This is a genomic window from Mesorhizobium sp. M0001 (assembly GCF_040324255.1).
Taxonomy (GTDB): domain Bacteria; phylum Pseudomonadota; class Alphaproteobacteria; order Rhizobiales; family Rhizobiaceae; genus Mesorhizobium.
Genome location: NZ_JAMYVS010000004.1, coordinates 34,190 through 55,499, shown reverse-complemented (window position 1 = coordinate 55,499; position 21,310 = coordinate 34,190). Strand labels below are relative to the sequence as shown.

The 21,310-nt window shown below is 62.0% G+C and carries 17 protein-coding genes, 2 tRNA genes and 1 pseudogene; 13 read left to right on the top strand and 7 right to left on the bottom strand.

The window, feature by feature from the left end; translation table 11 throughout:
- Position 1: 1 nt before the first annotated feature.
- Positions 2-3,388: a hypothetical protein gene (locus tag NKK50_RS13015; protein WP_352543529.1), complete on the bottom strand. Its 3,387-nt coding sequence runs from the start codon at positions 3,386-3,388 to the stop codon at positions 2-4.
- Between the two features lie 184 nt (positions 3,389-3,572).
- Between NKK50_RS13015 and NKK50_RS13010 the strand changes: the two genes are divergently transcribed.
- The 3 genes and pseudogenes from NKK50_RS13010 to NKK50_RS13000 all read left to right on the top strand — a co-directional run.
- Positions 3,573-4,040, top strand: a complete 468-nt coding sequence (locus NKK50_RS13010) for a peroxiredoxin (protein ID WP_023669136.1) — start codon at positions 3,573-3,575, stop codon at positions 4,038-4,040.
- A 164-nt stretch (positions 4,041-4,204) separates the two neighbouring features.
- Entirely contained in the window at positions 4,205-5,482 is a 1,278-nt protein-coding gene (locus NKK50_RS13005; protein WP_023822411.1) for a M23 family metallopeptidase, read from the top strand.
- Positions 5,483-5,575: 93 nt separating this feature from the next.
- A pseudogene (locus tag NKK50_RS13000) lies at positions 5,576-5,833 on the top strand (ABC transporter permease); the annotation flags it as partial.
- Between the two features lie 47 nt (positions 5,834-5,880).
- Here NKK50_RS13000 and NKK50_RS12995 read toward each other — a convergent pair.
- On the bottom strand, positions 5,881-7,062 hold the full coding sequence (locus tag NKK50_RS12995) for a M24 family metallopeptidase (RefSeq protein ID WP_352543528.1): 1,182 nt from the start codon (positions 7,060-7,062) through the stop codon (positions 5,881-5,883).
- 210 nt (positions 7,063-7,272) lie between these two features.
- On the opposite strand from NKK50_RS12995, the gene NKK50_RS12990 reads away from it, so the two are divergent.
- The 5 genes from NKK50_RS12990 to NKK50_RS12970 all read left to right on the top strand — a co-directional run bounded on the left by NKK50_RS12990 (position 7,273) and on the right by NKK50_RS12970 (position 12,222).
- Complete coding sequence (locus NKK50_RS12990) at positions 7,273-8,439, top strand: ROK family transcriptional regulator (RefSeq protein WP_352543527.1); 1,167 nt, start codon at positions 7,273-7,275, stop codon at positions 8,437-8,439.
- Complete coding sequence (locus NKK50_RS12985; RefSeq protein WP_352498172.1) at positions 8,436-9,200, top strand: ATP-binding cassette domain-containing protein; 765 nt, start codon at positions 8,436-8,438, stop codon at positions 9,198-9,200. Before NKK50_RS12990 ends, NKK50_RS12985 begins: the two co-directional genes overlap by 4 nt.
- A 41-nt stretch (positions 9,201-9,241) precedes the next feature.
- Positions 9,242-10,282: a sugar ABC transporter substrate-binding protein gene (locus NKK50_RS12980; protein WP_023684845.1), complete on the top strand. Its 1,041-nt coding sequence runs from the start codon at positions 9,242-9,244 to the stop codon at positions 10,280-10,282.
- A gap of 160 nt (positions 10,283-10,442) precedes the next feature.
- Positions 10,443-11,438 (top strand): ABC transporter permease, encoded by a 996-nt coding sequence (locus NKK50_RS12975; RefSeq protein ID WP_352543526.1) that lies wholly within the window; start codon positions 10,443-10,445, stop codon positions 11,436-11,438.
- A gap of 13 nt (positions 11,439-11,451) precedes the next feature.
- Positions 11,452-12,222 carry an SDR family oxidoreductase gene (locus NKK50_RS12970; protein ID WP_023745954.1) on the top strand — a complete coding sequence of 257 codons (771 nt, stop codon included), beginning with the start codon at positions 11,452-11,454 and terminating at the stop codon, positions 12,220-12,222.
- On the opposite strand, the gene NKK50_RS12965 is transcribed toward NKK50_RS12970, so the two are convergent.
- Positions 12,223-13,044 (bottom strand): M15 family metallopeptidase, encoded by an 822-nt coding sequence (locus tag NKK50_RS12965; protein ID WP_023745953.1) that lies wholly within the window; start codon positions 13,042-13,044, stop codon positions 12,223-12,225.
- A 57-nt stretch (positions 13,045-13,101) separates the two neighbouring features.
- Between NKK50_RS12965 and NKK50_RS12960 the strand changes: the two genes are divergently transcribed.
- Positions 13,102-13,683 carry a hypothetical protein gene (locus tag NKK50_RS12960; RefSeq protein ID WP_352543525.1) on the top strand — a complete coding sequence of 194 codons (582 nt, stop codon included), beginning with the start codon at positions 13,102-13,104 and terminating at the stop codon, positions 13,681-13,683.
- 60 nt (positions 13,684-13,743) lie between these two features.
- On the opposite strand, the gene NKK50_RS12955 is transcribed toward NKK50_RS12960, so the two are convergent.
- Positions 13,744-13,819 (bottom strand) — tRNA-Val (locus tag NKK50_RS12955).
- Between the two features lie 217 nt (positions 13,820-14,036).
- Between NKK50_RS12955 and NKK50_RS12950 the strand changes: the two genes are divergently transcribed.
- Positions 14,037-14,113: transfer RNA gene (locus NKK50_RS12950), tRNA-Asp, on the top strand.
- Between the two features lie 45 nt (positions 14,114-14,158).
- Here NKK50_RS12950 and NKK50_RS12945 read toward each other — a convergent pair.
- Both NKK50_RS12945 and NKK50_RS12940 read right to left on the bottom strand, forming a co-directional pair.
- The gene (locus NKK50_RS12945; protein ID WP_050589311.1) at positions 14,159-15,346 is read right to left on the bottom strand and encodes a site-specific integrase; all 1,188 of its coding nucleotides are present in this window, start codon (positions 15,344-15,346) and stop codon (positions 14,159-14,161) included.
- Positions 15,339-15,629 carry a hypothetical protein gene (locus NKK50_RS12940; protein ID WP_023731498.1) on the bottom strand — a complete coding sequence of 97 codons (291 nt, stop codon included), beginning with the start codon at positions 15,627-15,629 and terminating at the stop codon, positions 15,339-15,341. Before NKK50_RS12940 ends, NKK50_RS12945 begins: the two co-directional genes overlap by 8 nt.
- Positions 15,630-17,018: 1,389 nt before the next feature.
- Between NKK50_RS12940 and NKK50_RS12935 the strand changes: the two genes are divergently transcribed.
- The 3 genes from NKK50_RS12935 to NKK50_RS12925 all read left to right on the top strand — a co-directional run bounded on the left by NKK50_RS12935 (position 17,019) and on the right by NKK50_RS12925 (position 19,464).
- Complete coding sequence (locus NKK50_RS12935) at positions 17,019-17,303, top strand: hypothetical protein (protein WP_023684836.1); 285 nt, start codon at positions 17,019-17,021, stop codon at positions 17,301-17,303.
- 1,243 nt (positions 17,304-18,546) lie between these two features.
- Positions 18,547-18,846, top strand: coding sequence for a DUF1236 domain-containing protein (locus NKK50_RS12930; protein ID WP_023669226.1), 300 nt, complete (start codon positions 18,547-18,549; stop codon positions 18,844-18,846).
- Positions 18,847-19,170: 324 nt separating this feature from the next.
- Positions 19,171-19,464, top strand: a complete 294-nt coding sequence (locus NKK50_RS12925) for a helix-turn-helix domain-containing protein (RefSeq protein WP_081726963.1) — start codon at positions 19,171-19,173, stop codon at positions 19,462-19,464.
- Positions 19,465-20,686: 1,222 nt separating this feature from the next.
- On the opposite strand, the gene NKK50_RS12920 is transcribed toward NKK50_RS12925, so the two are convergent.
- Positions 20,687-20,956 (bottom strand): hypothetical protein, encoded by a 270-nt coding sequence (locus tag NKK50_RS12920; protein WP_023824750.1) that lies wholly within the window; start codon positions 20,954-20,956, stop codon positions 20,687-20,689.
- Positions 20,957-21,310: the final 354 nt, after the last annotated feature.

Below are 21,310 nucleotides of genomic sequence, written 5' to 3'. Positions count from 1 at the left end.
CTCAGCGATACTCGAAGATCGACCGGAAAATGCCCGGCGCGATTACCGATAGCGGGTTGATGTCCAGCACCGGCTTGTTGGCGTTGCCCTTAAGCCGGTAGGTGACGCCGATCAGGCCTCGGTCGCGGCCGTTGCCGAGCAGAACGCCGACCAACGGCAACTCGCCGAAGATGCGGTTGAGGCCATAGGCCGGCATGAAGGTTCCGGTCATGTCCATATTGTTGTTCTGGTCGTAGAGCGTGCCTTGGAAGGTGGTGCCGATGCGCGGGCCGCGCAGCACGCCATTCGCCAATTTCAAATAGCCCGACCCCTTGTCGATCTCGGTAAAGCCGCGCTCGAATTTTACCCGCGAGGTGTCGATCTTGCCCTTGACCGCTTCGTTCAGGCTGCGGCTGTCGCCGGTTGGCGTGGTCGATACGATCGACGCAAGCTTCGGTTCATTGACGATGAAGAAGTTGCTCGAATCGACTTGGCCCCGCATCGGGCCGTCGGCTGCGCCGCTGAGCGCCAGCGTGATCGATCCGCCTTCCATATGCTCGTAGATGTTGAGGAAGCGCAATATGGCGCCTGCGTCGGCCGACTTCATGGTGAGCGCGCGAGCACCATTGCCTGCCGTATTGCTGATGGTGATGGCGGCGCCGGAACTTGCCGCGGCGCTGACCTTGAGCCTGTTCACCCTGGAACCGGCGGCACTGTAGTCGAGCTTCAAATTGGACAGGACCTCGTCATGGAACCCGCTTAGCGAATTGACGTCGGCGCTAACCGAAACCGCGTCCGTGCCGGTGGTTTTGGTGGCGGTATCGACGTCGGAGGTGAACTGCTTGATCAGCGAGCGGGCATCGAGCGCGTTGCCGCTGACATCGACTGCGAAGCCCTTGCCCGACCGCTTCACCGTCACGGCGACATCGTCGCCCCGGTTCAAGGCGACTTTGCTGAAGCGGGCCGAAGACAGCGCGCCCTTGACCAGGACGACATCCCCTTCGACCGAAAAGCTCTTTCCGTCGAGGTCGAAGTCGGACAGCGTCGTGGTATCGCCGGACTTGCTCATGGTAAAAGTGGCATTGGCGGGAATGCCCGGCCCCTTGCTCCAGCCTGCCCAGGGAATGTCCAGCCTGGCGCTCGTCAGGTCAACGTCGACGTTCTGGCTGCCGCCTTCGCCGCTCTTGTCGATTGCCACCTTGATGGTGCCGGAAATCAGCGGCGACAGGCCAGGCATGGCGATGGCGCGCGTCTTGTCGTCGAGCACAAGCGCCACCTTGCGGCTGCGCGGCGGCCCGCCATCCCTGAGCGGCTCGACCAGATCGAGCTCGGCTGGAATGCCGTTCAGCCGCGCCTTGGCAGAGATCACCGCCTTGCCGGGCCCGACTTCGATCGAGCCGTCGGCATCGGTCACCATCTGGCCTTCGAACGGCTTGGCGAGCGACAGGTCCTTGTAGTCGAGCGATACCAGCCAATCGAGCTTCGACGTGTCGACGCCGGATTGCAACGGAATGTCGGCCTTGACGTGGCCGGTCACCGTGCCCGACAGGTCGTCCGGCAAGATGCCGACATGGCGCATGGCGTTGATCGGTTCGTAGGAGGCAAGTTCGGCGATGGCCGGCGCCTCGCCGGCGACGTCGATGTCGAGCGCGCCGATCACCGGCGGGTGGTTTGCCGCCTTTACCGACAGTGTGCCATTGCTTGCCGCCACGGTGCGGCCGCTCGGCATATAGACGCTGCCCGACGACAGCGCGACGTCGACATCGTTGCCGTGGAAGGAAACGACGCCGACGGCATCGCGTATCGGCGGGATGCGGCCGGCGGTGTCGAAACGCGAGCCCTCGACCTGGAAGCGGCCGAACACCTCGTCGGCCGAAAGCGGCACGCCGTTGCCGAGACGCCCCGGCACGACCTGGAACTGCAGGCTGGCATCGACGACGCGGCCGCCAAACAGGTTCTGCAGCACCCACAGCCGCGCGTTCTTGGCCGAGAACCAGGGCCACAATTGCTTGACGTGCGAGACCGCCATGTCGTGGACGTTGAGCGACACCGAGATACCCGGCGGTCCGTTGTCGATGAAGGAAACCGCAGCGGTTCCCAGCACTTCGCTCCCCGATCCCGACCTGATGCCGATCTGGTCGGCGACAAGCTTGCGGCTCTTGATCTGATAGACGCCGGCGATGCGGGCGAAGAAATTCAGCGCCGGCTCGGGCGATTCCGAAGGCGCCAGCGTCGAGCCGTCGCTGGTCAGGTCGTAACGATAGGAAGGCTCCTCGCCGGCCGCGCCGGTCGACGGCTTTGGCCCGATCGAGCCGGCGAAATTGAACGCCGAGCGCCCGGTCTTCAGAACCAGCCTGCCGACATCGATCTTGTTGGAGCCGGAGACAAGGGCGGCGTCGACATCGACATCGGCCGGCAACAGCCCGCGTGTGCCGAGGTCGAGCACCGAGCCGGTTAGCGACAGCGAGCCCGTCAGCCGCGAATCGGTCTCGCCCGAGCCTTCGGATCCCGTGAGCTTCAAAGCCATCGCGCCGGTTCGCCCGCCGGCCGCCGGCGTTGTCTCCGCGACATCCGCCATGTCGATGGCGGCGTTCAAGGCGGTGACGCGCATCGAGCTCGTATCGCGGGTGGCGGTGGCCGTGACGGTGAGCGCGCGGCCATCGACATCCGCCTCGGACGAGAACTCCATGCTGCCGGGGCCTGACTGCAGCACCGTGGCGTTGGCGATCGTGACCAGCTTGACCGATCCGGCCTCGGGCAGCTCGAACGCGACATTTTTGAGTTCGATGCGGCGCATCGAATCCTCGCGCACGGCATCGAGTGCACGATTGACGTCACTGAAGACGACGGCGGCCAGTTTTTCCGGATCGATGAGACCGTCTTGATTGCGCAGGCGCGCTATCCAGTCGCCACCCGACGGCATTGCCGCGGTGACGATATGGGCGTCGGAAATCCTGGCGCTGGTCAGCCGAACCTCGCCCGAAAGCAGCGGGACCAGCCGGATGCCGAAGCGGACGCGCCCGGCATCGGCCATCGGCTTGCCGTCGGCCGTCTCGACGCTGACATCCTTGACCTGCAGCGCAATGAAGCTCGATCCGTCAAGTGTCAGGCTGGCAGGACCGACGGCGACTTTGACGTCGAAACCGGCCAGTTTCTCGATCGCCGTTTCGGCTTCCAACCGCAGCCGTTCGCTGCCGATGCCGGTGGCGCCGATGACGTAGACGGCGGCCGCCGCCAGCAGCACAAGGGCTCCAATGCCGGCAAACAGCCGGGCAAGGATGCGAAAGCCGCGGCCGATCCGTGCCTTGCCGAGCGGCGGCACGCGGCAAGCGGACGGGAAAGCCCCCAGGTCGGTGATCTCGTCACGCCTGAACCGGATTTTCTCGTGCTGCGGTTCTTCCTGATCCACGCAATTTTCCGTTGTGCGAATTCGATCGTGGACGAATCCCCGCCCGACACTATAACGACGCAGGCTAGAGCATGATGCCGAAAAGTGTGAGGCGGTTTTCTCGGACAAACGGTTTCCGTTTGTCCAGACATCATGCTCTATCTCTTTGATTTAGGGCCGCGTAACCTCAAACAAGGGCATCGATATGGCTGATCTCGACGTTGGCGACGTTGCGCCGCAATTCGATCTTCCGCGCGACGGCGGCGGCTCGATCAGCCTTGCCTCGATGCGGGGGAAGCCCGTTGTACTTTATTTCTATCCGCAGGACGACACCACAAGTTGTACCAATGAGGCGATCAGCTTTTCGCAGCTGAAGCCGGAGTTCGAAAAGGCCGGCGCCGTGGTGATCGGCCTGTCGCCGGACAGCGTGAAGAAGCACGACAAGTTCAAAACCAAATACGATCTCACCGTCGGCCTGGTTGCCGACGAGGAGCGCAAGGTGATCGAGGCTTACAATCTGTGGGTCGAAAAGACGATGTATGGCCGCAACTATATGGGCGTCGAGCGGGCGACGTTCCTGATCGGCAAGGACGGGCGGATCGCCGGGATCTGGCGCAAGGTCCGGGTGAAAGGCCATGCCGAAGCAGTGCTGGAGGCGGTCCGCGCGCTCTGAGGCGCCACCGATCTGGCCAACGCCGCGCAGTGCATTAGGGGCATAAGACATATATGCGGTTGGCTGACACCGTTGGTCACTAGCGCGCCCGCGACGGCAAAACTTTGTTAACCCTAATAATGTGTAATCGGGCTTCGTTGGTGTCGTAACGAAAGCTTGGTCCCGTGAACCTAACCGGTCAGTCAGCGGTCTTCGGCAGGCGCAAGGAGCCGCATACGGTCATCATTGCGCGGGGCAATGAAATACGGCATTTCACCATCCGGCCGTGGCTCGTCGCCTTTCTCGGCTCGGCACTGGCGGCGATCGCCATCGGCTATCTCTTGGCGACCTCCTATCTCGTACTGCGCGACGATCTGATCGGCGCCACCACGGCCCGGCAGGCGCGCATGCAGCAGGCCTATGAAGATCGCATTTCCGCATTGCGCGCGCAGGTCGACCGCATCACCAGCCGCCAGCTTCTCGACCAAAAACTGATGGAAACCAAGGTCAGCGAATTGATCGAGCGGCAGAGCCAGCTCAGCCAGCGCCATGGCCGCCTCGGCCCGATTCTCGAGCGGGCCGAAAACGAAGTCGGCACGCCGGCCGCCGCGGATGTGGCGGCAAAACCCGACGAGCATGCCGAACTGACTGGCGGCGAGCCACTCGCCTATTCGGTCGCCAGCCTTGGTTCGGGCGACACCAGGCCATTCTCGCTGTGGTCGACACGTTCCGATCCGCTGCCCAGCGAAACGGCTGCGGACCGCGCCGACAAATTGTTCGTCTCGATCAATGATTCACTGAAGGCTATCGAGAGCCAGCAACTCACCCGCATCGAAACCCTGGCCGACAACGCCTACAAGAACGCCGATGCCATCACCCAGGCGCTGGAAGCGGCCGGTCTGCCGGTCGACAGTGATTTCGGCAAAAACGAAAGCGATGTCGGCGGACCGCTGATCCCGCTTGACAGCTCGATGATGTTCGACAGCAAGGTCAAGGAACTGGACGAGGCGCTGGATACGCTCGACCAGTTGAAGAAAGAGGCGCGGCGGCTGCCGCTCGCCAACCCGGCGCCGGGCCACTCCGTCACCAGCCCGTTCGGCGTGCGCACTGACCCCATCCTCGGCACCGCTGCCCTGCACTCGGGCATGGATTTCCGCGCGCCGGTCGGCATGGCAGCCAAGGTCACGGCGGCCGGAATCGTTACCAAGGCCGGCTGGAACGGCGGCTATGGCCGCATGGTCGAGGTCGATCACGGCAACGGCTTTGCCACGCGCTACGGCCATCTGAGCGAGATCGACGTTGCCGTCGGCCAAAAACTCGCAGCCGGCGACATCATTGGCAAAACCGGCAGCAGCGGCCGTTCGACCGGCCCGCACCTGCACTACGAAGTCCGCCACAATGGCGAGGCCATCGACCCGCTGCGCTTCCTGACCGTCGGCAAGAAGGTCGAGCAGTATCTGTAGGGTCAAGCCAGGCGGCTGGTTGCACGCCCCCGCCTCCTTCACCCGTTGTACAATCCTGTTGTTTGGCAATCCGACATCGCGTGCTCCGGCGTCACGTTCTGGAGCCTGCGGCTGCCGCGCGCTTTGCCGATGCTGTTCTCATCGCTGAAGATTGCCTCGGCCACCGCCGTGATCGGCGCCATTGTCGGCGAATGGATCGGCTCCGACCAAGGACTTGGCGCGCTGATCGTCCAGGCGTCCTTCAACTACCAGTCGGACCGCCTCTACGCGGCGATCGTGCTGTCATCGGGCCTGTCGATCGTCCTGTTTTGTCTTGTGGTGCTGATCGAGCGCCGGACGATCCAATATTGAGCAGATGCGTCAGGCGGGTCGCGGTGGCGTCCGTCGTGGCTGACCGGTCAGGATTTGACATGGATGTCTCGCGGGAATTTGGTCAGCGTCTCATGGCCGGTCTCGGTCACCAGAATGGTCTCGCTGATCTCGATGCCCCAGCCATCCATCCACATGCCAAGAATGGAGTGCAGGACGTTGCCGGGTTGCAGCGCGGTCTTGTCGCCGGGCCGCAGGCTGATCGTGTGCTCGCCCCAATCCGGGGGATAAGCGACGCCGATGGAGTAGCCGATGCGCGATTCCTTCTTCAGCCCGTAGCGCTGGATAACCTTGCGCCATGCGGCCTCGACCGCTTCGGCTGTGGTCCCCGGCCTGACCGCGCCGAGCACCGCATCCATGCCTTCGATCACCGCCTTTGCGGTGTCGGCGACACGGGCCGGCGTCTTGCCGAGTTGCATCGTTCGGGCGAGGCCTGCGGCATAGCGGCGGCAGACACCGGCAAGTTCGAGCGCAATCGTTTCGTCCTTGCCGAAGCGCCGATCGCTCCACATGATGTGCGGAGCCGATGCATTCTCGCCGCCGAGGATGGTCGGCGGCAGTGCCGTGATGTCGCCGGCGAAGTCTGGACTGCCGGCAATCTGCGCCGCCTGGATCGCGGCAATCGCATCGCATTCGCGCACGCCTGGCGCGATGACTTCGAAGGCCCGCGAAACCGCCGATTCGGCAAGTGTCGACGCCTTGCGCAGATAAGCAATTTCGGGCGCGGATTTGACGGCGCGGATCCAGTTCACCAGCAGATCGGCGTCGTGCCATTTCGCATTGGGCAGGCCGGCGACGAGCCGGGCATGCGCCTTCGGCGAGAAATAATAGGCTTCGAGCTCGATGCCGATATGTCTCGCGCCCCAGCCCTTGGCGACGATGCAGGCCGCTATCCAGTCCATCGGATGGCGATCGGCGCGCTGCACGTGGTCCTCGGGGAAGCCGACCACATTCTCCGGCTTCATCCAGGCCGTCAGCAAGCCGCCTGCCGCATCCATGGCGCGGCCGATCCAGACCGGCTCGGCCTCGTTTTCGATCGGGACAAGCACGACCTGTGGCGTGTAGAACGACCAGCCGTCATAGCCGGTGATGTAATGCTGGTTGGCGATGTCGTTGACGACCAGCAGTTCCAGCCCATGCGCCGCCATCTCGGCGCGGATCTTCTGAAGCCGCCGCTGGTACTCATCGCGCGCAAAAGGCAATTCGATCATCGGCTTTTCCTGCTGATCACTGGTCGGGCGAGCCCCGCGCCCGCCTGACGTCATTCACCATTGCGGTGGTTTCAGCCCGGCTGCAATCGGCCAGCGCGACGAATGGGACAGGTCCTGCACCGCCCGGGAACCGTCGCGAATTATTTTTGAATTCCATTTGACTGAATAAATTGCCTGTGCAAGTCTTGGCCTTCCTAAGGGGCGCGGGACATGGCACTGCGGGGGACCAATCAGGAGTTCGGGCGGCCTTACAACCGGCGCATCGTGCTGGAGTCCATCCGCCTTCACGGTCCCATCGCTCGCGGCGACATTGCCAGCCGGGTCGGCCTCACCGTCCAGACCGTATCGACCATCGTTCGCGAACTCGAAGAGCACGGCTATGTGCTGTCGCTGCGCGAAGAGCCGCGCGGACGCGGGCTGCCGCCGGCGACGCTCAGGATCAACCCCGAGGGCGGCTATGCCGTCGGCGTCCACCTCACCCCGTTGGGGATCGACGCGGCGCTCATCAATCTCAGCGGCGATGTTATCGAGAGCATGCATCGCGAGGCGCCGCATGCGACGCCCAACCATGCCTTCGAGCTGATCGGCGCGATGGTGCCGGAGTTGACGGCGCTGCGGCCCGGCGGGCGCGTGCTCGGCATCGGCATGGCGCTGCCTGGACCGTTCGGCGTGGAGTCGATGAGCTTCGTCGGCCCGACGACCATGGCCGGCTGGAAGGATGTCGCGCTGCCGGAACGGCTGGCCGCGTCGACCGGGCTGCCGGCCTTCTTCGAAACCGACATGGCGGCGGCCGCCATGGGGGAACGGCTTTACGGTCTCGGCTCCGGTTATTCCGAATACTACTACCTCTATTTCGGCGTCGGCCTCGGCGGCGTCATCGTGCATGACGGCGCGGTGATGCGCGGCGCCTGGGGCAATGCCGGCGAAATCGGACACATCCCTGCCGTTCCCGGCGGCGAGCCTTGCCCATGCGGCAACAGCGGCTGCCTCGAACGGTATCTCTCGCTCGAAGCACGTCGCCGCCGCAACATCAGCGACGCCGCCTGGGTGGCCGAGATCGCGCCGATCTTCCGCAACGCCATCGTCACCATCGAGAATGTGTTCGACCCGGAAACCGTCATCCTCGGCGGGCTTGCGCCCACAGACCTGCTGGAAAAGCTGGTCAGCGCGGCCGGACAGTTCCCCAATTCGGTCTCGGCGCGGCGCGACCGCAAGACACCGCGCGTGACGGTGGCGACCGGCGGCAAGCATTCGGTGCTGCGGGGCGCTGCCGCATTGGCCGTGTCCGGTGTGCTTTCGCCGCGCTTCGGCCAGATGTTCATTGCCGAGCGCGAGCGCCGGCCAGACCTCATGCACAGCAAGGGAGTGGCGGCATGACCGAACCGCTGCTGGTACTCGAAAACGTCACCAAGAATTACGGCGCCATTCATGCGCTGAGGGGCATCAGCTTCTCGATCGGCAAGGGTGAAGTCGTGGCGCTGCTCGGTGACAACGGCGCAGGCAAGTCGACGCTGGTCAAGATCATTGCCGGCGGCCTCGAGCCGAGCTCCGGCCGCATGCTGTTCGAGGGCAAGGAGTTTCTGGCGAAGACGCCGGCCGAGGCCAAGGCTGCCGGCATCGAGACCGTCTACCAGGACCTGTCGCTCTGCACCAATGTCGACGTCGTCGCCAATTTCTTCATGGGCCGCGAAATCACTCGCAAGGTTCTCGGTGTCCCCATCCTCGACGAGCGCGCCATGGAGGCCGTCGTCGGCAAGGCGCTGGCAAGTGCCGGCACGCGCATCCCGTCGCTGCGCACCAATGTCGAGCATCTCTCGGGCGGCCAACGCCAGGCCATCGAGCTCAACCGCTTCGTGCACTGGGGCGGCAAGCTTGTGCTGCTTGACGAGCCGTTCGCGGCCCTCGGCGTCGAGCAGACGCGGCGCGGTCTCGAGATGATCCGCCAAGTGGCCAACCAGGGCATCGGCGTCGTCATCATCACCCACATCATGCAACAGGCCTTCCAGGTCGCCGACCGGATCGTGGTGATCCGGCAAGGCGTCGTGGCCGGCGATGTCGCACGCAACAAAACAAGTCCCGATGCGGTGATCAACATGATCACCGGTGAGACGCTTGCCGGTGCCGGACCGGCAAGTTGAGGGACAAAAGAGGGGTCCGGTATAAAAGAGGAGCGAACGACATGAAGCGAATACTTGTTCTTGTCTTCGGTATCCTGGCACTGGCTCTTGCCTCGCTCACGCCGGCAATGTCCCAGACCAAGGGCACCGTCTACTATATGGTCCCGACCCTGCTCGATGAATTCCAGACCGGCTCGGTGAGCGCACTGGAGCTGTTCCTCAAGCAGGTCGGCTATGAGGTGAAGACACTCAACGCCGACAACAAGACCGATGCGCAGCAATCGCAGATGAACGACGTCATTGCGCTGAAGCCGGCGGCGATCATCCTGGCCGCCGTCGATTTCAACGCGCTGAAGCCATCCATCGAAGCGGCACGCGCCGCCGGCATTCCGGTGGTCGAGTTCGACCGCCAGATCACCTCGACCCCGTCCGACTTCACCTCGGTAGCGGGCACGGTCGAGATCGGCTACGTCGCCGCCGAGCAGGCGCAAAAACTTCTGACCGCCAAGAACGGTTCGGTGAAGGGCAAGATCCTGCAGGTGCTCGGCGATCCCGGCGATCCCTACACGCTCGACATCCAGAAGGGTTTCGAGGAGAAGTTGAAGGCGTTTCCTGACGTCAAGATCATCTCGCTGCCGGCCATGCAATGGGAAGCCAGCAACGCCGGCACCATCGTTGCCGACCAGATGCTCGCCAACCCCGACATCGACCTGATCTTCAGCCATGCCGCGCATCTGTCGGTCGCTGCCGTCGCCTCGCTCGAGGCCGCCGGCAAGAAGCCGGGCGACGTCATGCTGATGAGCTCGAACGGCGCCCCGGTCGGTCTCGACCTGATCCGCAAGGGCTGGCTCAATGTCGAAGTCGAGCAACCGCTCTACGCGCAGGCCGCAGCCGTCGCCATGTTCATGGACAAGATCGCCGGCAAGCAGGAAATCAAGCCTGGCGAGTATGACGTGCTCGGCTTGAAGTCGACCGTGACCAAGGAGAGCTGGGGCCCCAACATCAAGATCCCGGGCGCCGCCATCACCAAGGAAAACGTCGACAATCCGGCCTTCTGGGGCAACCAGAAGCCGCCGACGGACACGATCAAGTCTGTCGAATAGTCGCCTAGCGAAGCGCTCCGGGCCATTGCGGCCCGGAGCCTGCCCATTCACGACGCCGCGACCCAGGACGCCGTGGCGAACCTAAACCCGCGCCTGAACCCGACGAAATCGAGTTGATTTCTCAGCCTGATTTTCTCGGGGGCGCCAACCGGATCAGCCCATGAACCCGCGCAGCCGCAAAGCCCTGGAGTTCGTCCTCGACAACCTCGTCTGGTTCATGCTGATCTTTGTGGTGGTTGTCTTTTCCATCTTCGTCCCCAACTACTTCCAGCTCGGCATCTTCGCCAACATCATCGAGGCCTCGAGCGTTCTCGGCGTGATGTCGATCGGCCTGTCGCTGGTCATCATTGCCGGCCATATGGACCTGTCGGTGGAATCGGTGGCCGCGCTCAGCGCCATGACGGTCGGCATCCTGTTCTGCTCATCGGGCATCGGCATGGGCATACAGCTCAATCCGCAATGGCTGATGGTTCCGGTTTCGCTGCTGGTTGCGCTGGCCGTCGGCGGCCTCATCGGCGCCTTCAACGGCTATCTCGTGGTCAAGGTGAAGATGAGCGCCTTCATCATCACGCTGGCGTCCTACATCTGGGTGCGCGGCCTGGTGCTGGTGATTTCCGGCGGCCGCTCGGCACAGGATCTGGCGCCGGCCATCCGCTGGTTCGGCATCCAGCGGCTGGCCGGCCTGCCGCTGACCGCCTGGATCGCCGTCGCCTGTTTCGTCCTGTTCTCGCTGATCATGGCCAAGACGCCGTTCGGCCGCCACCTCGTGATGATCGGCGGCAACGAGACCGCGACCTTCCGCGCCGGCATCCGCGTCAACCGCAATCTGATCATCGCCTTCGTGCTGGCCGGCGCCATTGCCGGCCTCGCCGGCTGGCTGCTCGCCATCCGCACCTCGGGCGCCACCGCCAATCTCGGCACCGGGCTGTTGTTCAACGCCTTTGCCGCCGTCGTCATCGGCGGCGTCAGCCTGAAAGGCGGTGTCGGCACCTTGCCCGGCGTCTATGCCGGCGTGCTGCTGCTCTCCTCCATCAACACGGCGATCAATCTGATGGGCTTGCCGGCCAACTTCACCCAGGTGATCCACGGCCTTTTGGTGCTCGCCGCCGTGCTGCTCGACGCCTTCAAGCAAACCATTCGCCAAAGACTGGCATGAGAGGACGGCTCGCATGACCGGACGGCTTGAGAACAAGGTCGCGCTTATCGTCGGCAGCGCACGCGGCATCGGCAAAGGCATTGCGCAGCGCTTTGCCGAGGAAGGTGCCAAGCTGGTCCTGGCCGACAGCGAGGCCGAGGCCGGCCAGGCGGCCGCGGACGAACTCGGCGCTGCCTTCATCCGAACCGACATCTCGCAAATTGCCGACGCAGAAGCCGCGGTTGCGCTGGCGCTGAGCCGCCACGGTCGTCTCGACATCATCGTGCAGAATGCCGGCATCTATCCCTGGCAGCTCATCGAGAACACCAGCCCGGACGACTGGGACCGGGTGATGGCCGTCAATCTGCGCGGCACCTTCAACGCCACGCTGGCGGCGCTGGCGCCGATGAAGGCGCAGGGCTACGGGCGCATGCTCTACACCTCGTCGATCACCGGTCCGCACGTCACCAGCCCCGGCCACGGCCATTACGCCGCCAGCAAGGCCGGCATCAACGGCTTCATCCGATCCGCGGCGCTGGAATTTTCCGGCTACGGCATCGCCGTCAACGGCGTCGAGCCCGGCAACATCCTGACCGAAGCGATCGAGCTGCATCGGGGCGCCACCTACATCAAGAACATGGAGGATTCGATCCCGCTCGGACGCCTCGGCAGCCCGCGCGACGTCGCCAACGCCTTCCTGTTCCTCGCCTCGGACGATGCCAGCTACATCACCGGCACGACCATCGTCGTCGACGGCGGCCAGTTGCTGCCCGAAGGCAAGGATTTCCGGCTGCTGCCGCCGTGATCAGCCGGATTTCTTGTAAAGCAGCAATTCAGGCCGGTACTCGAAATGCATGGTGTCGTAGTGATACCAGCGCCCGCCCCAGATGAAGCCGTTTTTCTCGAACAGTTCCACGATTTCCAGCGGAATCCGGTTCTTGAAGGGAATGTGGGCCTTCGGGTTGGTTTTGTTCCTGTTGTTGTACCAATAGTCGGAGAAGCCGACATTGATATCGAAGGCCGCTCCGAACGAGTGAACGCTCAACCGGTCGGTGCCGGCGATCGGCCGCCAGACAAAGCCGCCGCCGGGCTTGAGCCCATAACGGCTCAGCTCCGCGGGCATCGCCTCGAGCGCAGCGGAGACCTTGCCCAGCCGGTCGTTGATGCCAAACACCTTGGTCACCTGCACGGTTTTCTTGCCGAGCTTCGGCAACCATTTGACGTTGGCGATGTGCTTGCCCACCTCGCCGGCACTTGCCCCGTAGAGCTTTTCGAAGAAAGGTTCGTTGCGGATGCGGCCGGGATCGAAATCCTCCGCTGGGACCAGGGCGCCCTCCGCTGCTCCGGGATAGACGTAGCGAAACATGTCTTCGATGTCGGGGCTCTCCAGCAGCGCCTCGGCGTCGCGCGCCTTGCCGTCGTCCCACACCATTGTGGTGCCGTCGGTCCAGGTCAGGACATTGCCCTTGATGGTGAAAAGTCCGGGATAGGCCTTGAGCAAGGAAGCCTTGGCGGCCGGCTGGTCGACGCCGTCGCCCGCATTCCCTGCAAAGGCGGAGCGTCCAGTGCCGACGATTGCCAATGCGAACAGCAACCGCAGCATCAGGCGCCCTGGATGATCCATCATTGTCCTGCCGTCCCGGAGGGCTTTCGTTCATCGTGCATTTAACAAGGCTGCTGTACCATGCTGGTCGAATCGAACGGGAGACAAATCGTGTCAAAAACCTTCAATGCTTTGATCCGGATGACGTTTACATTCATCTGCCTGGTCGGCCTGGCCTCGTCCGTGTCTATTCTTTTTCCAGCCACCGCATCCGCCCAGCGGATGCAGCGATGCGCCGACGAAGGCGAAATCTGCCGCCTGCCCTACCCCTCGGAAGTGGTCTACGGCGCGCCCGGGCAGACCACTTCGCGCTTCTTCGATCGTCGTTCCGTGCCTTGCTCGAATCGCGTCTTCGGCGACCCGGCGCCCGGCCGCGACAAGGCTTGCTATATCGTGAAGCGCGGGGGCGGTAACGACTATGGCGACAATGACGACGACGGCGACAATTACGGCGATGATGATTACGGCCAGGGCCGCGGCAGATGGGTGGCCTGCGCCCGAGAGAATCAGTTCTGTGATTTCCGTGGCCGCCAAGTGGTCAGATACGGAGCGCGCGGTCGGTTCACGCAAGGCGTTTTCAGGAACGGCGTGCGCTGCGGCAACGATGCCTTTGACGAGGATCCCGCTCCCCGTGCGAAGAAGACCTGCTACATCAGGAAGTAGACTGGTGCCGGCATGAAAGGGGGTGCGGCTCTTTGAGGCCGCGCCCGGAATCCGGGATCTTGGTGGGCGATGACGGGCTCGAACCGCCGACATCTTCGGTGTAAACGAAGCGCTCTACCAACTGAGCTAATCGCCCGCTCCGGCCGGACCTTTAAGCGGTCGCAACCGGCTTCGCAAGGCCAAATGAACAGCTGCGAGCTTAGCCGCACAGTGGTTTTCGCGGGCAAAGTGCCGCCCGTCAAAAAACCTTCTCCTGATGCGTTTATGCTGTCCAGCTGCGCTTGACACCCGGTGGCGAACCCCTTATCCACCGCCCCAACGACGAACACGGCTGACACGTGCTCGTCCAATGCGCGGGTGTAGCTCAGTTGGTTAGAGTGCCGGCCTGTCACGCCGGAGGTCGCGGGTTCGAGCCCCGTCACTCGCGCCATTCATTTCAAGGGGTTAGCTACCGCCCCTTGAAAAGTTTCAACTCTCATTCTCCGGAGAGTTTCAACTTTCTGTATTCGTTCCGTTCCAGGCCAAGCAGCTTTCTGCCCTTGCGGCGGCTGGCATCGGCTGAGCGGACGGCGGCCAGATTGACCGGCATATAGGTCTTCTGCAGCGCCTTGTTCCCGTCGATCGAATTGCCCATCTTGGCCGAGATTGCCTCGACCGACGCGCCTCCGGCATTCGCCTCGACCGCGCCGGAACGCCGCATGTCCATCAGCCGCCGCTTCTCCGATGTCCCGAATACCAGCGTGCGCAGATCGGCAAAGTCGTCGACCAGAGAATCCTTCGTGTAAGGCACGCCGGCGCGCGGCCGGCCGCCCTTCAGGCCCGGCGCGAAACCGCGCGAGCGAAAGATCGGCGCATCGTCAAGCAGGGTGACGCCTAGTGATTCGACATAGGCCAGCACCAGGCGCTGCGTGCGTGACGACAGCGTGCCGAAAGCCGCCTCGCCACTCTTGCTGCGTGCAATCAGAAAACCCCATTCCTGTGCTGTCTGCATTGCCTGCGCCGGTTTGAGCGTGCGCACGTCGACGGGTGAGAAGCTCGTGTCCCACGCAACGGCGATGATGCAGGCCAGTCCGCGGTAGCCGGCGCGCCAGGCGCCCTTGACCATGCGCACCGCCTCGCCTGCCGTCCAGGTCTGGTGGCGCGGTGGTGGCGTCTGGCGGCGGATCGCCTGCGATGGGTCGGAGCCGGGCGGGCATAGCTTCATGCCGGCCATGACATTATAGAGCGAACGCCACGTCTTTACGGCACGGTAGGCGATGTCGACACCTTTGACCCGCAGCAGACGGCCATACCAGTCGTCGAGCAGCTCGAGGGTGATGTCGGCTGGCGGCAGGTCGGCGAAGTACGGCTCGATGAAGGTCCAACCGCGCTCCCAATCCTCGCGGGTGCGCGGTGGCTTGCGCTTCCATGCATCCATGCGGCGATAGCGTGCAAAGGCGTCTCCGATGGAATCCTTTGGCCATACATGCAGGCGCGACGGCTCCCTGCCCTTGCGGAGTTCCTGCCAGCGGTCTTCCCACTCCCGGGCTATCGTCCAAGCCTCAGGCCCGTCGATTCCACAGGAAATGCATCTGAAGCCAGCTTCGACCATCTTCGGCGTCGGCAGCCAGTAGCCGTATTTGCCCTTACGGATGACGTAGTGCTTCAACTTGATCTTACCCAAGGGTCGCCAGCCTCGCTCTTGCAATGTCAATGCTAGACTGCGCGCCGGATCCTGATCCTGCAAGACCCGAGCGTTGATCGAGCCAGGCGTCGATCGCAACCATGTCGTAGTTGCCGGTGATTGGGCAGGCCTTGGGAAAGCCTTGATCCTGCAACTCGGGCAGCAATTCCATGAATTCCCGCAGCGTCAGGTGGAGATAACGCGCCGCCTTGATCGCCGGCACCAGCCGTGGTTGTACCGGGAAGCGGATAGATGACGGTTGTAATGTGTGGGTTTGGCTCATGGCACCAAAACTCTATCCACCGTCCATCGGGCAGCGGATGGGCGCCTTGTGGTTGGGCGGGTGTGAATCTCGCCCGTGTAAGAACCTCCGCCGTATAGCATGAGATTTTCCTACTCCATGATCTCGTTATTCCTGCATCGAGGGGGAATGAGGCTTAGAATAGCGGCCTTTCTCCCCCATGCCTATTCATCCAATCCTTAATCGCAGAATCGGCAGCCACAGAGCGAGAATACTAGTAATCGGCGGCTTCGAAGCCGCTACGCCCGGCCAACCCAGCATCGCCATGACAGCGTCTGGCTTGTGGGTAGTCAGAATCGCACCCTGTGCTCTGGCGAAATCACCAGCCTTGAAACGGCACCCTCGTTTGGGGCGGCGGCCCGGCGTCTCGCCTGCGGCGTCGCCATGCTGACGCTCCTTCGGCGCCGGTTAGCTGATTTCACGGTCACGAACTTGCTTCGGCAACGAAATCGATTTCTTCCCGACTACGACGACTGACATGGAGATGCGCAGTTAGCGAGCATGAATGGTCTCTGCGAATTCCTCGGTCTCGATGAGCCAACGGCATGCGCGTCAGCATCGGCCCGGCATGGTCAGGATCGATCCAAGGTTCCCTTGCCATATCCGTCCAGTGGCCATCTCACGTCGTAACGGTCAGATCCTTGGCATGCCTTTTGGTCGCAGTGTTCGCCTCTGCCGGCAATGCGGAAGAGAGCGTTGGGAGCCCGGTAACCGCGACAGCCGCGGCGCTCGACGATCTCAAAGACGAAACCTTCGCTGTAAGTTGTAGAGCTGGAGCACGCTCTACACCGTGGATGGGGCAGCCGCGCTCGCTCCGAGACCATTAGGTCGAAATAGTCGTCGGCCTGTGGCTGAGACCCGATCGCGCTGTTTTACCGTTCGGGATCGGGACAATTGAGAGGCGAAAGCTGTGACAATGGAAAGCCCGCCACCGTGAGCCAGACCAGAAAACTCGTATTTTAGCACCGACGAAACAAAGCTCGCTATTCTGCGTTGAGGCTCGTCGAACAACGGAGCTTCACGAATGGATCCGGCAACTGCAGCTGTGATGATTTTGCTTTCTTGCAGTCCCGCCCAGGGAGTCTGCAAGCCACTCGATACATCACCGTCCATGTTCGGATCCCTTGACACATGCCAGTTGGCGTTATCCGTGAGGCTCGAGGGCGCTCCCAACGGGGAGATCGTGGGGCGATGCAGTTCGATCGATCCCTCCGCTACAGGTTCCGTTCCAGCCGGGTATAGCACGATTGTCGTCACGCGGGGCACAGGGGCGGGGTGCGGTGAGCAGTCGCTACATCGTGCCACACAAAAACTGAAGCCAGCCACCGTCAGGCAGCCTGCTATTCATTCTCGACCGGACAATTAGAGGCCTTGCCCTCCCTCTATGAAGCCATACTCGGCATCGGCGGCTTCGCGCTCGTCGTCCGCTTCGCCATGGTCGTCGCCTTCCCTGTCATCGGTCCCGGTGACTTCGATGCCACCGGCCAGACAGGGTTCGAGATCCGGGTCGGGCTCTACGAAGTCGAGCAGCTACATCAGGCGTTCTTCATCTTCGATCGAGCGACGGACCGCCATGTCCGAAAGGCAGAGGTTCGTGGCTGGATAGCGAAGAATCGCACACGGCTTTCCTTCATTTGCATGGTCCGCAGAGATTAGCATTATCGCCTACTCTCATCTCGTCCGGCGTCGCTCCCTCAAAGCAGCGCCGGTAAGGCTCGGCGCCCTTCTTGGTTTCTCCCCGTATGTCAAAAGGAGGTCGCCGGGCCTTACCAGGCCCCGCTGCTCATCGCTTGCGGGGTGTCCTGATGGCTGAGCTTGGCCCCGTGGCCTAACGGCCAGAACCAAACGTTCCGAAAAGCCTTCCTAGGCTGGGCGGCAGCCGAAGGGCTGCACAAGAGGGATCGTCAGACCGCTCCTGGCGCACCACAGCGACACCACCAAGCTGTAAGTCAGGTCCATCGGCCCTGCTGATGAGTGCCCTTGGACAGATGGATTGCGTTTGCCACGAAAAAGGAATCGTACCGGCCCGTTCTCAGCACGTCAGCCGGAACGGGCCATGGGCAGAAGCAGCCGACTAGCTAAAATCGCAAGACGATCGAAGGACCACGTCGGCGATAGCACCGGACCCGACGGCGCCCGTGTCGCCAGTAACTACGGCAGACTCTTCTCCAGCCCCGCCGGCGGCGGCGGCGCCGGTGGTAGTAATCTGGGTCGTAGTCTGGGTCGTAATCTTGGTCGTAGTAGCGCCGATGGTTGACCGGCTCCACTTCCGCGTGAGTACCTTCGTTGTCGAAGGCGTCTGGCGCGTCGAGTTCTTCGAGAATGCCGCTTTTGGCCGCTGGAACACCGGCCAATGCGTTGATAGGCCGGACCGCGCTTGCAAAGGCTGCTGCCCCTGCAACGCCAAATATCGCTGTCAAAAAGGATCGCCGATCCATAGTAAACCTCCCAAGTTACATGAGCTGAACAAAGCGCCCCGCCTGCTGAAGGAGCAGGCCCAGCGCACGGTAAAATAGAGGATTCGCCAGCCGCTCAAGCAACTCGCGAATCCTATCAGCGCAGGAAGGGACCTGGCTGCGCCGATCCAAGACATGTCAGCTAAGGACGACCGCCATTACCAGAAAGGTAACGGCTGTTGCAAAAATCGGTGCGAGCAACCATCGCGCCTGGCCAACACTTTGATCCATTTGTTCTCTCCCGTTGTGGAGAACCAACAACCTGAAGCCCTAATCCGTTCCGCCTAGTCCAAAGGTAAGACCATTGCGTTGTACGGTCGGACTTTAGACCAATCGGATTAGACAAAGGTGCGTAGGCGGGAACGTTTACCCCGGTTCAAAGTTGGTTGCCGGGCAGTGCGGGACGATGATCGTCGTGTGCCGGTCCTTGCAGGAGAGAAGATATGAAGATGCACTTCGTGAACACCGCCGCAGCCATGTTGCTCTTGGCGGGGATCGGCTCCGCCGCCGCTGACGACATTATCATCCAGCCGGAACAGGACACGGTCATCCGTGAGTATGTCAAGAAGCAGCCCTTGGCTTCGGTGAACCTTCCCGGCGTGGAATTGAACGTCGGGACAGCTCTGCCGGAAACTGTTGAGATCCACGAGGTCCCGAACGTCAAATACCGTTACGTGGTGGTCGACAACCGCACGGTCCTGGTCGATCCGGGCACCCGCAAGATCGTGAAAGTTTACGACTGAGATTTCGAACGAACCCACGCTCGCCACCCTTGGGTGGCGAGTGTGTGCATTCAAACGATACTCAGCCGGACAAATTCAAATTGCCACTCAGCCGGACAATGAACATGACGAACCCTGAACTCGAGAGGACGCAAGCCCTGGCTGCCCGCTTGGCTGATCTCCAAGCAAGAATGCAGGCAGCACGTCTTGTTGGAGCCGAGGTAACAACCGTCCGAAAGGTTGCAGCCACAATCGATGACGGCTTGCGACAGGCCGGCCTCACACCGTTAGAAATCGCAGAAGGTCAAGAGGAACAGTTTAGCGTTACTAAATGTTCGACTGGCTATGGACAGCCGAACCTTCCTCTCAGCAGATCAAGTCAGAGCAGCACGAGCCCTACTGAACTGGCCGCGTGTGCGACTTGCCGCCAAGGCCAATCTTAGCGAAATGGTGATCAGCGATCTTGAGAACGGATTCAGGAAGCCGCGTCCCCACAACATCGCCGCCATCCGCAAAGCGTTTGAGGATGCCGGAATCGTTTTCACCGTCCAAGGCACTCCATCGCTAGCCCGCTCAGAAGGTGATAGCGGCCTAGCCGCCGATAATAGACGGTGGCGGGGCCGGGAGAAAAAAGGATAGCGGGGAAAAGCCCGTGTACCCACTGCACCCGATCTCTAAAGCGGCCGCTAACAAGGGCGGTTGTTCACTGACTTTGTGCTGGCGCTCACCTTTCTAAGGTGCCGCTCGAATATGGCCAGCTTCTCTTGGTAGCCGATCCGCACTCTGGACCTGCAACTATCGCATTTGAAACCGGCAATCGTTTCAGCCAGGATCCCCTTCTCACCATAGCGCGTGAACAGGAGGGGCATTGGAATTCTAAAGGTACGTCGCGAAGTTCATTTGATAGAGGCGCTGTGCATGTTCTCCTCAGCGGCACGGCCACTGCAACAAAGTAGAAGGAGAAATGTTTCCGGCTTCGGCCATTTACGCGGAGCAATCAGACCTAAGTCCAAATGCTGAAGGGGGCAGGCAAGCTGTTCCTTGCCCTTCGATCCGGATCGTCTCCGTGGCCTCACCATACTCGGCCGTAGCTCAAAGGCTCGTATCACCGGCCAGAACGCGCAGTTCATCCAGTGGAATGGGCCAGGACCGGCAAAGCCTCGCGACCGAACTTCTCGAGATTAGACGGATCCGTTGGCCTTCCGCAGAGGCCATGGCATAAGATTCGAGCTCGATCAGCTGTCTTCCTTGCCCTTCTCTATAACGCGGACCAGCCATTCTCAGCAGGCTTCGGCCACTCCACACTGTCTGAGTGTGTGTTCTGAACTGTGCCGCCCATCGCAGTTCCCTCCACCTCCAATAGGCTAATTACGGATTATAAGACCTGGGGAATCGATCTCTCAAGGTGGAATCCGCATTAGCGCTGGATGTTGCATCGCGGCGCGGAGGGGTTTTATTAGCTCCCCCTCATCTTGACGCTGGCGCCGGCTGCTCCAAAGTCTTGGGCATGGCTCGGGGAACTATCAAAGTTGGCGACGAGGTCGCAGTCACGGCGATTGTGCGCGGCCGCGTGACGCCCGATCGCATAAGCGTGACGATCCCCTCCTACGACTTCCCGCATTCTGTTGTCGATTCGACTTCGAAGGCTGTAATTGGCCAGCATATGGAATTGATCGGCCCTGTCACACGCATCGACGGGGACAAGGTAACCGTCAGCCTCCGGCCATTGGTGACTGTCGACGCCGAGCACGTGCGCCTGGTCGAAAGCAACGTGGCGCTTCCGCGAGCGCGAAAAAGGCCGCTCGTTGACAAAGTTTAACTTGCCTGCCCACCCAAGGAACGGCCAGTGAAACTTTCTCCTTCACATCGGCTCTGGTCGCCTCCCGCTAGCTGCCGGCGCGTTGCGATATCGGCACAGTAGACGGGTTGGCATTTCCGAACTTTCCGCCATGTCGTCGCGATGACGTTGGCGAAGGCGCTTCAGCAGATCGCGTGAGGCTTGGATCGCCCTGCGCGATTGATCCATGTTCTGGCGAAACGTGGCGCGTTCCTCCATGGACTTCTGCCACTTCAGCAAGGTGGCCGTAGTCGCAGTAGCGGCTTGGGCGATTTCTATGGGCGTTGCAACCATCGCATTCTCCTTAAAAAGGCAATGGTAAACGCAATCTTTATAGGCCCAACGAAACCCTTCTCCAATTAAAAACGACCATACGGCATACGGCAAAATGGCTATTCGTCGGGGCGCTCGACGGCAGCTTCGTCGACCTCGGCTTCCATGTCTCGTCGTTGACGGTCTTGGTCTTGCCAAAACCGTCCATCGCCACACCGTCAAAGCCCTGCAGCCACGCGTCGGCATGTTCCTGCCAGTAAGCTGGCACCTCACGCTCCTTGCCATCCTTGCGCGCTTAGGCGCCGTACATCCAGGCGTAGGTGGCGCGTTCCTGATCTTTCTTAGGCATGGCCATTTGCATCATCCTCCCGGAAA

What these genes read in the sequence shown, in the direction of transcription:
- NKK50_RS12960 (WP_352543525.1), top strand. Translation starts at nt 13,102, where the DNA reads ATGCTGGTCGAATCGAACGGGAGACAAATCGTGTCAAAAACCTTCAAT.
- NKK50_RS12930 (WP_023669226.1), top strand. Translation starts at nt 18,547, where the DNA reads ATGAAGATGCACTTCGTGAACACCGCCGCAGCCATGTTGCTCTTGGCG.
- NKK50_RS12920 (WP_023824750.1), bottom strand. Translation starts at nt 20,956, where the DNA reads ATGGTTGCAACGCCCATAGAAATCGCCCAAGCCGCTACTGCGACTACG.
- NKK50_RS12965 (WP_023745953.1), bottom strand. Translation starts at nt 13,044, where the DNA reads ATGATGGATCATCCAGGGCGCCTGATGCTGCGGTTGCTGTTCGCATTG.
- NKK50_RS13010 (WP_023669136.1), top strand. Translation starts at nt 3,573, where the DNA reads ATGGCTGATCTCGACGTTGGCGACGTTGCGCCGCAATTCGATCTTCCG.
- NKK50_RS12940 (WP_023731498.1), bottom strand. Translation starts at nt 15,629, where the DNA reads ATGAGCCAAACCCACACATTACAACCGTCATCTATCCGCTTCCCGGTA.
- NKK50_RS12990 (WP_352543527.1), top strand. Translation starts at nt 7,273, where the DNA reads ATGGCACTGCGGGGGACCAATCAGGAGTTCGGGCGGCCTTACAACCGG.
- NKK50_RS12975 (WP_352543526.1), top strand. Translation starts at nt 10,443, where the DNA reads ATGAACCCGCGCAGCCGCAAAGCCCTGGAGTTCGTCCTCGACAACCTC.
- NKK50_RS12995 (WP_352543528.1), bottom strand. Translation starts at nt 7,062, where the DNA reads ATGATCGAATTGCCTTTTGCGCGCGATGAGTACCAGCGGCGGCTTCAG.
- NKK50_RS12985 (WP_352498172.1), top strand. Translation starts at nt 8,436, where the DNA reads ATGACCGAACCGCTGCTGGTACTCGAAAACGTCACCAAGAATTACGGC.
- NKK50_RS12970 (WP_023745954.1), top strand. Translation starts at nt 11,452, where the DNA reads ATGACCGGACGGCTTGAGAACAAGGTCGCGCTTATCGTCGGCAGCGCA.
- NKK50_RS12980 (WP_023684845.1), top strand. Translation starts at nt 9,242, where the DNA reads ATGAAGCGAATACTTGTTCTTGTCTTCGGTATCCTGGCACTGGCTCTT.
- NKK50_RS12925 (WP_081726963.1), top strand. Translation starts at nt 19,171, where the DNA reads ATGGACAGCCGAACCTTCCTCTCAGCAGATCAAGTCAGAGCAGCACGA.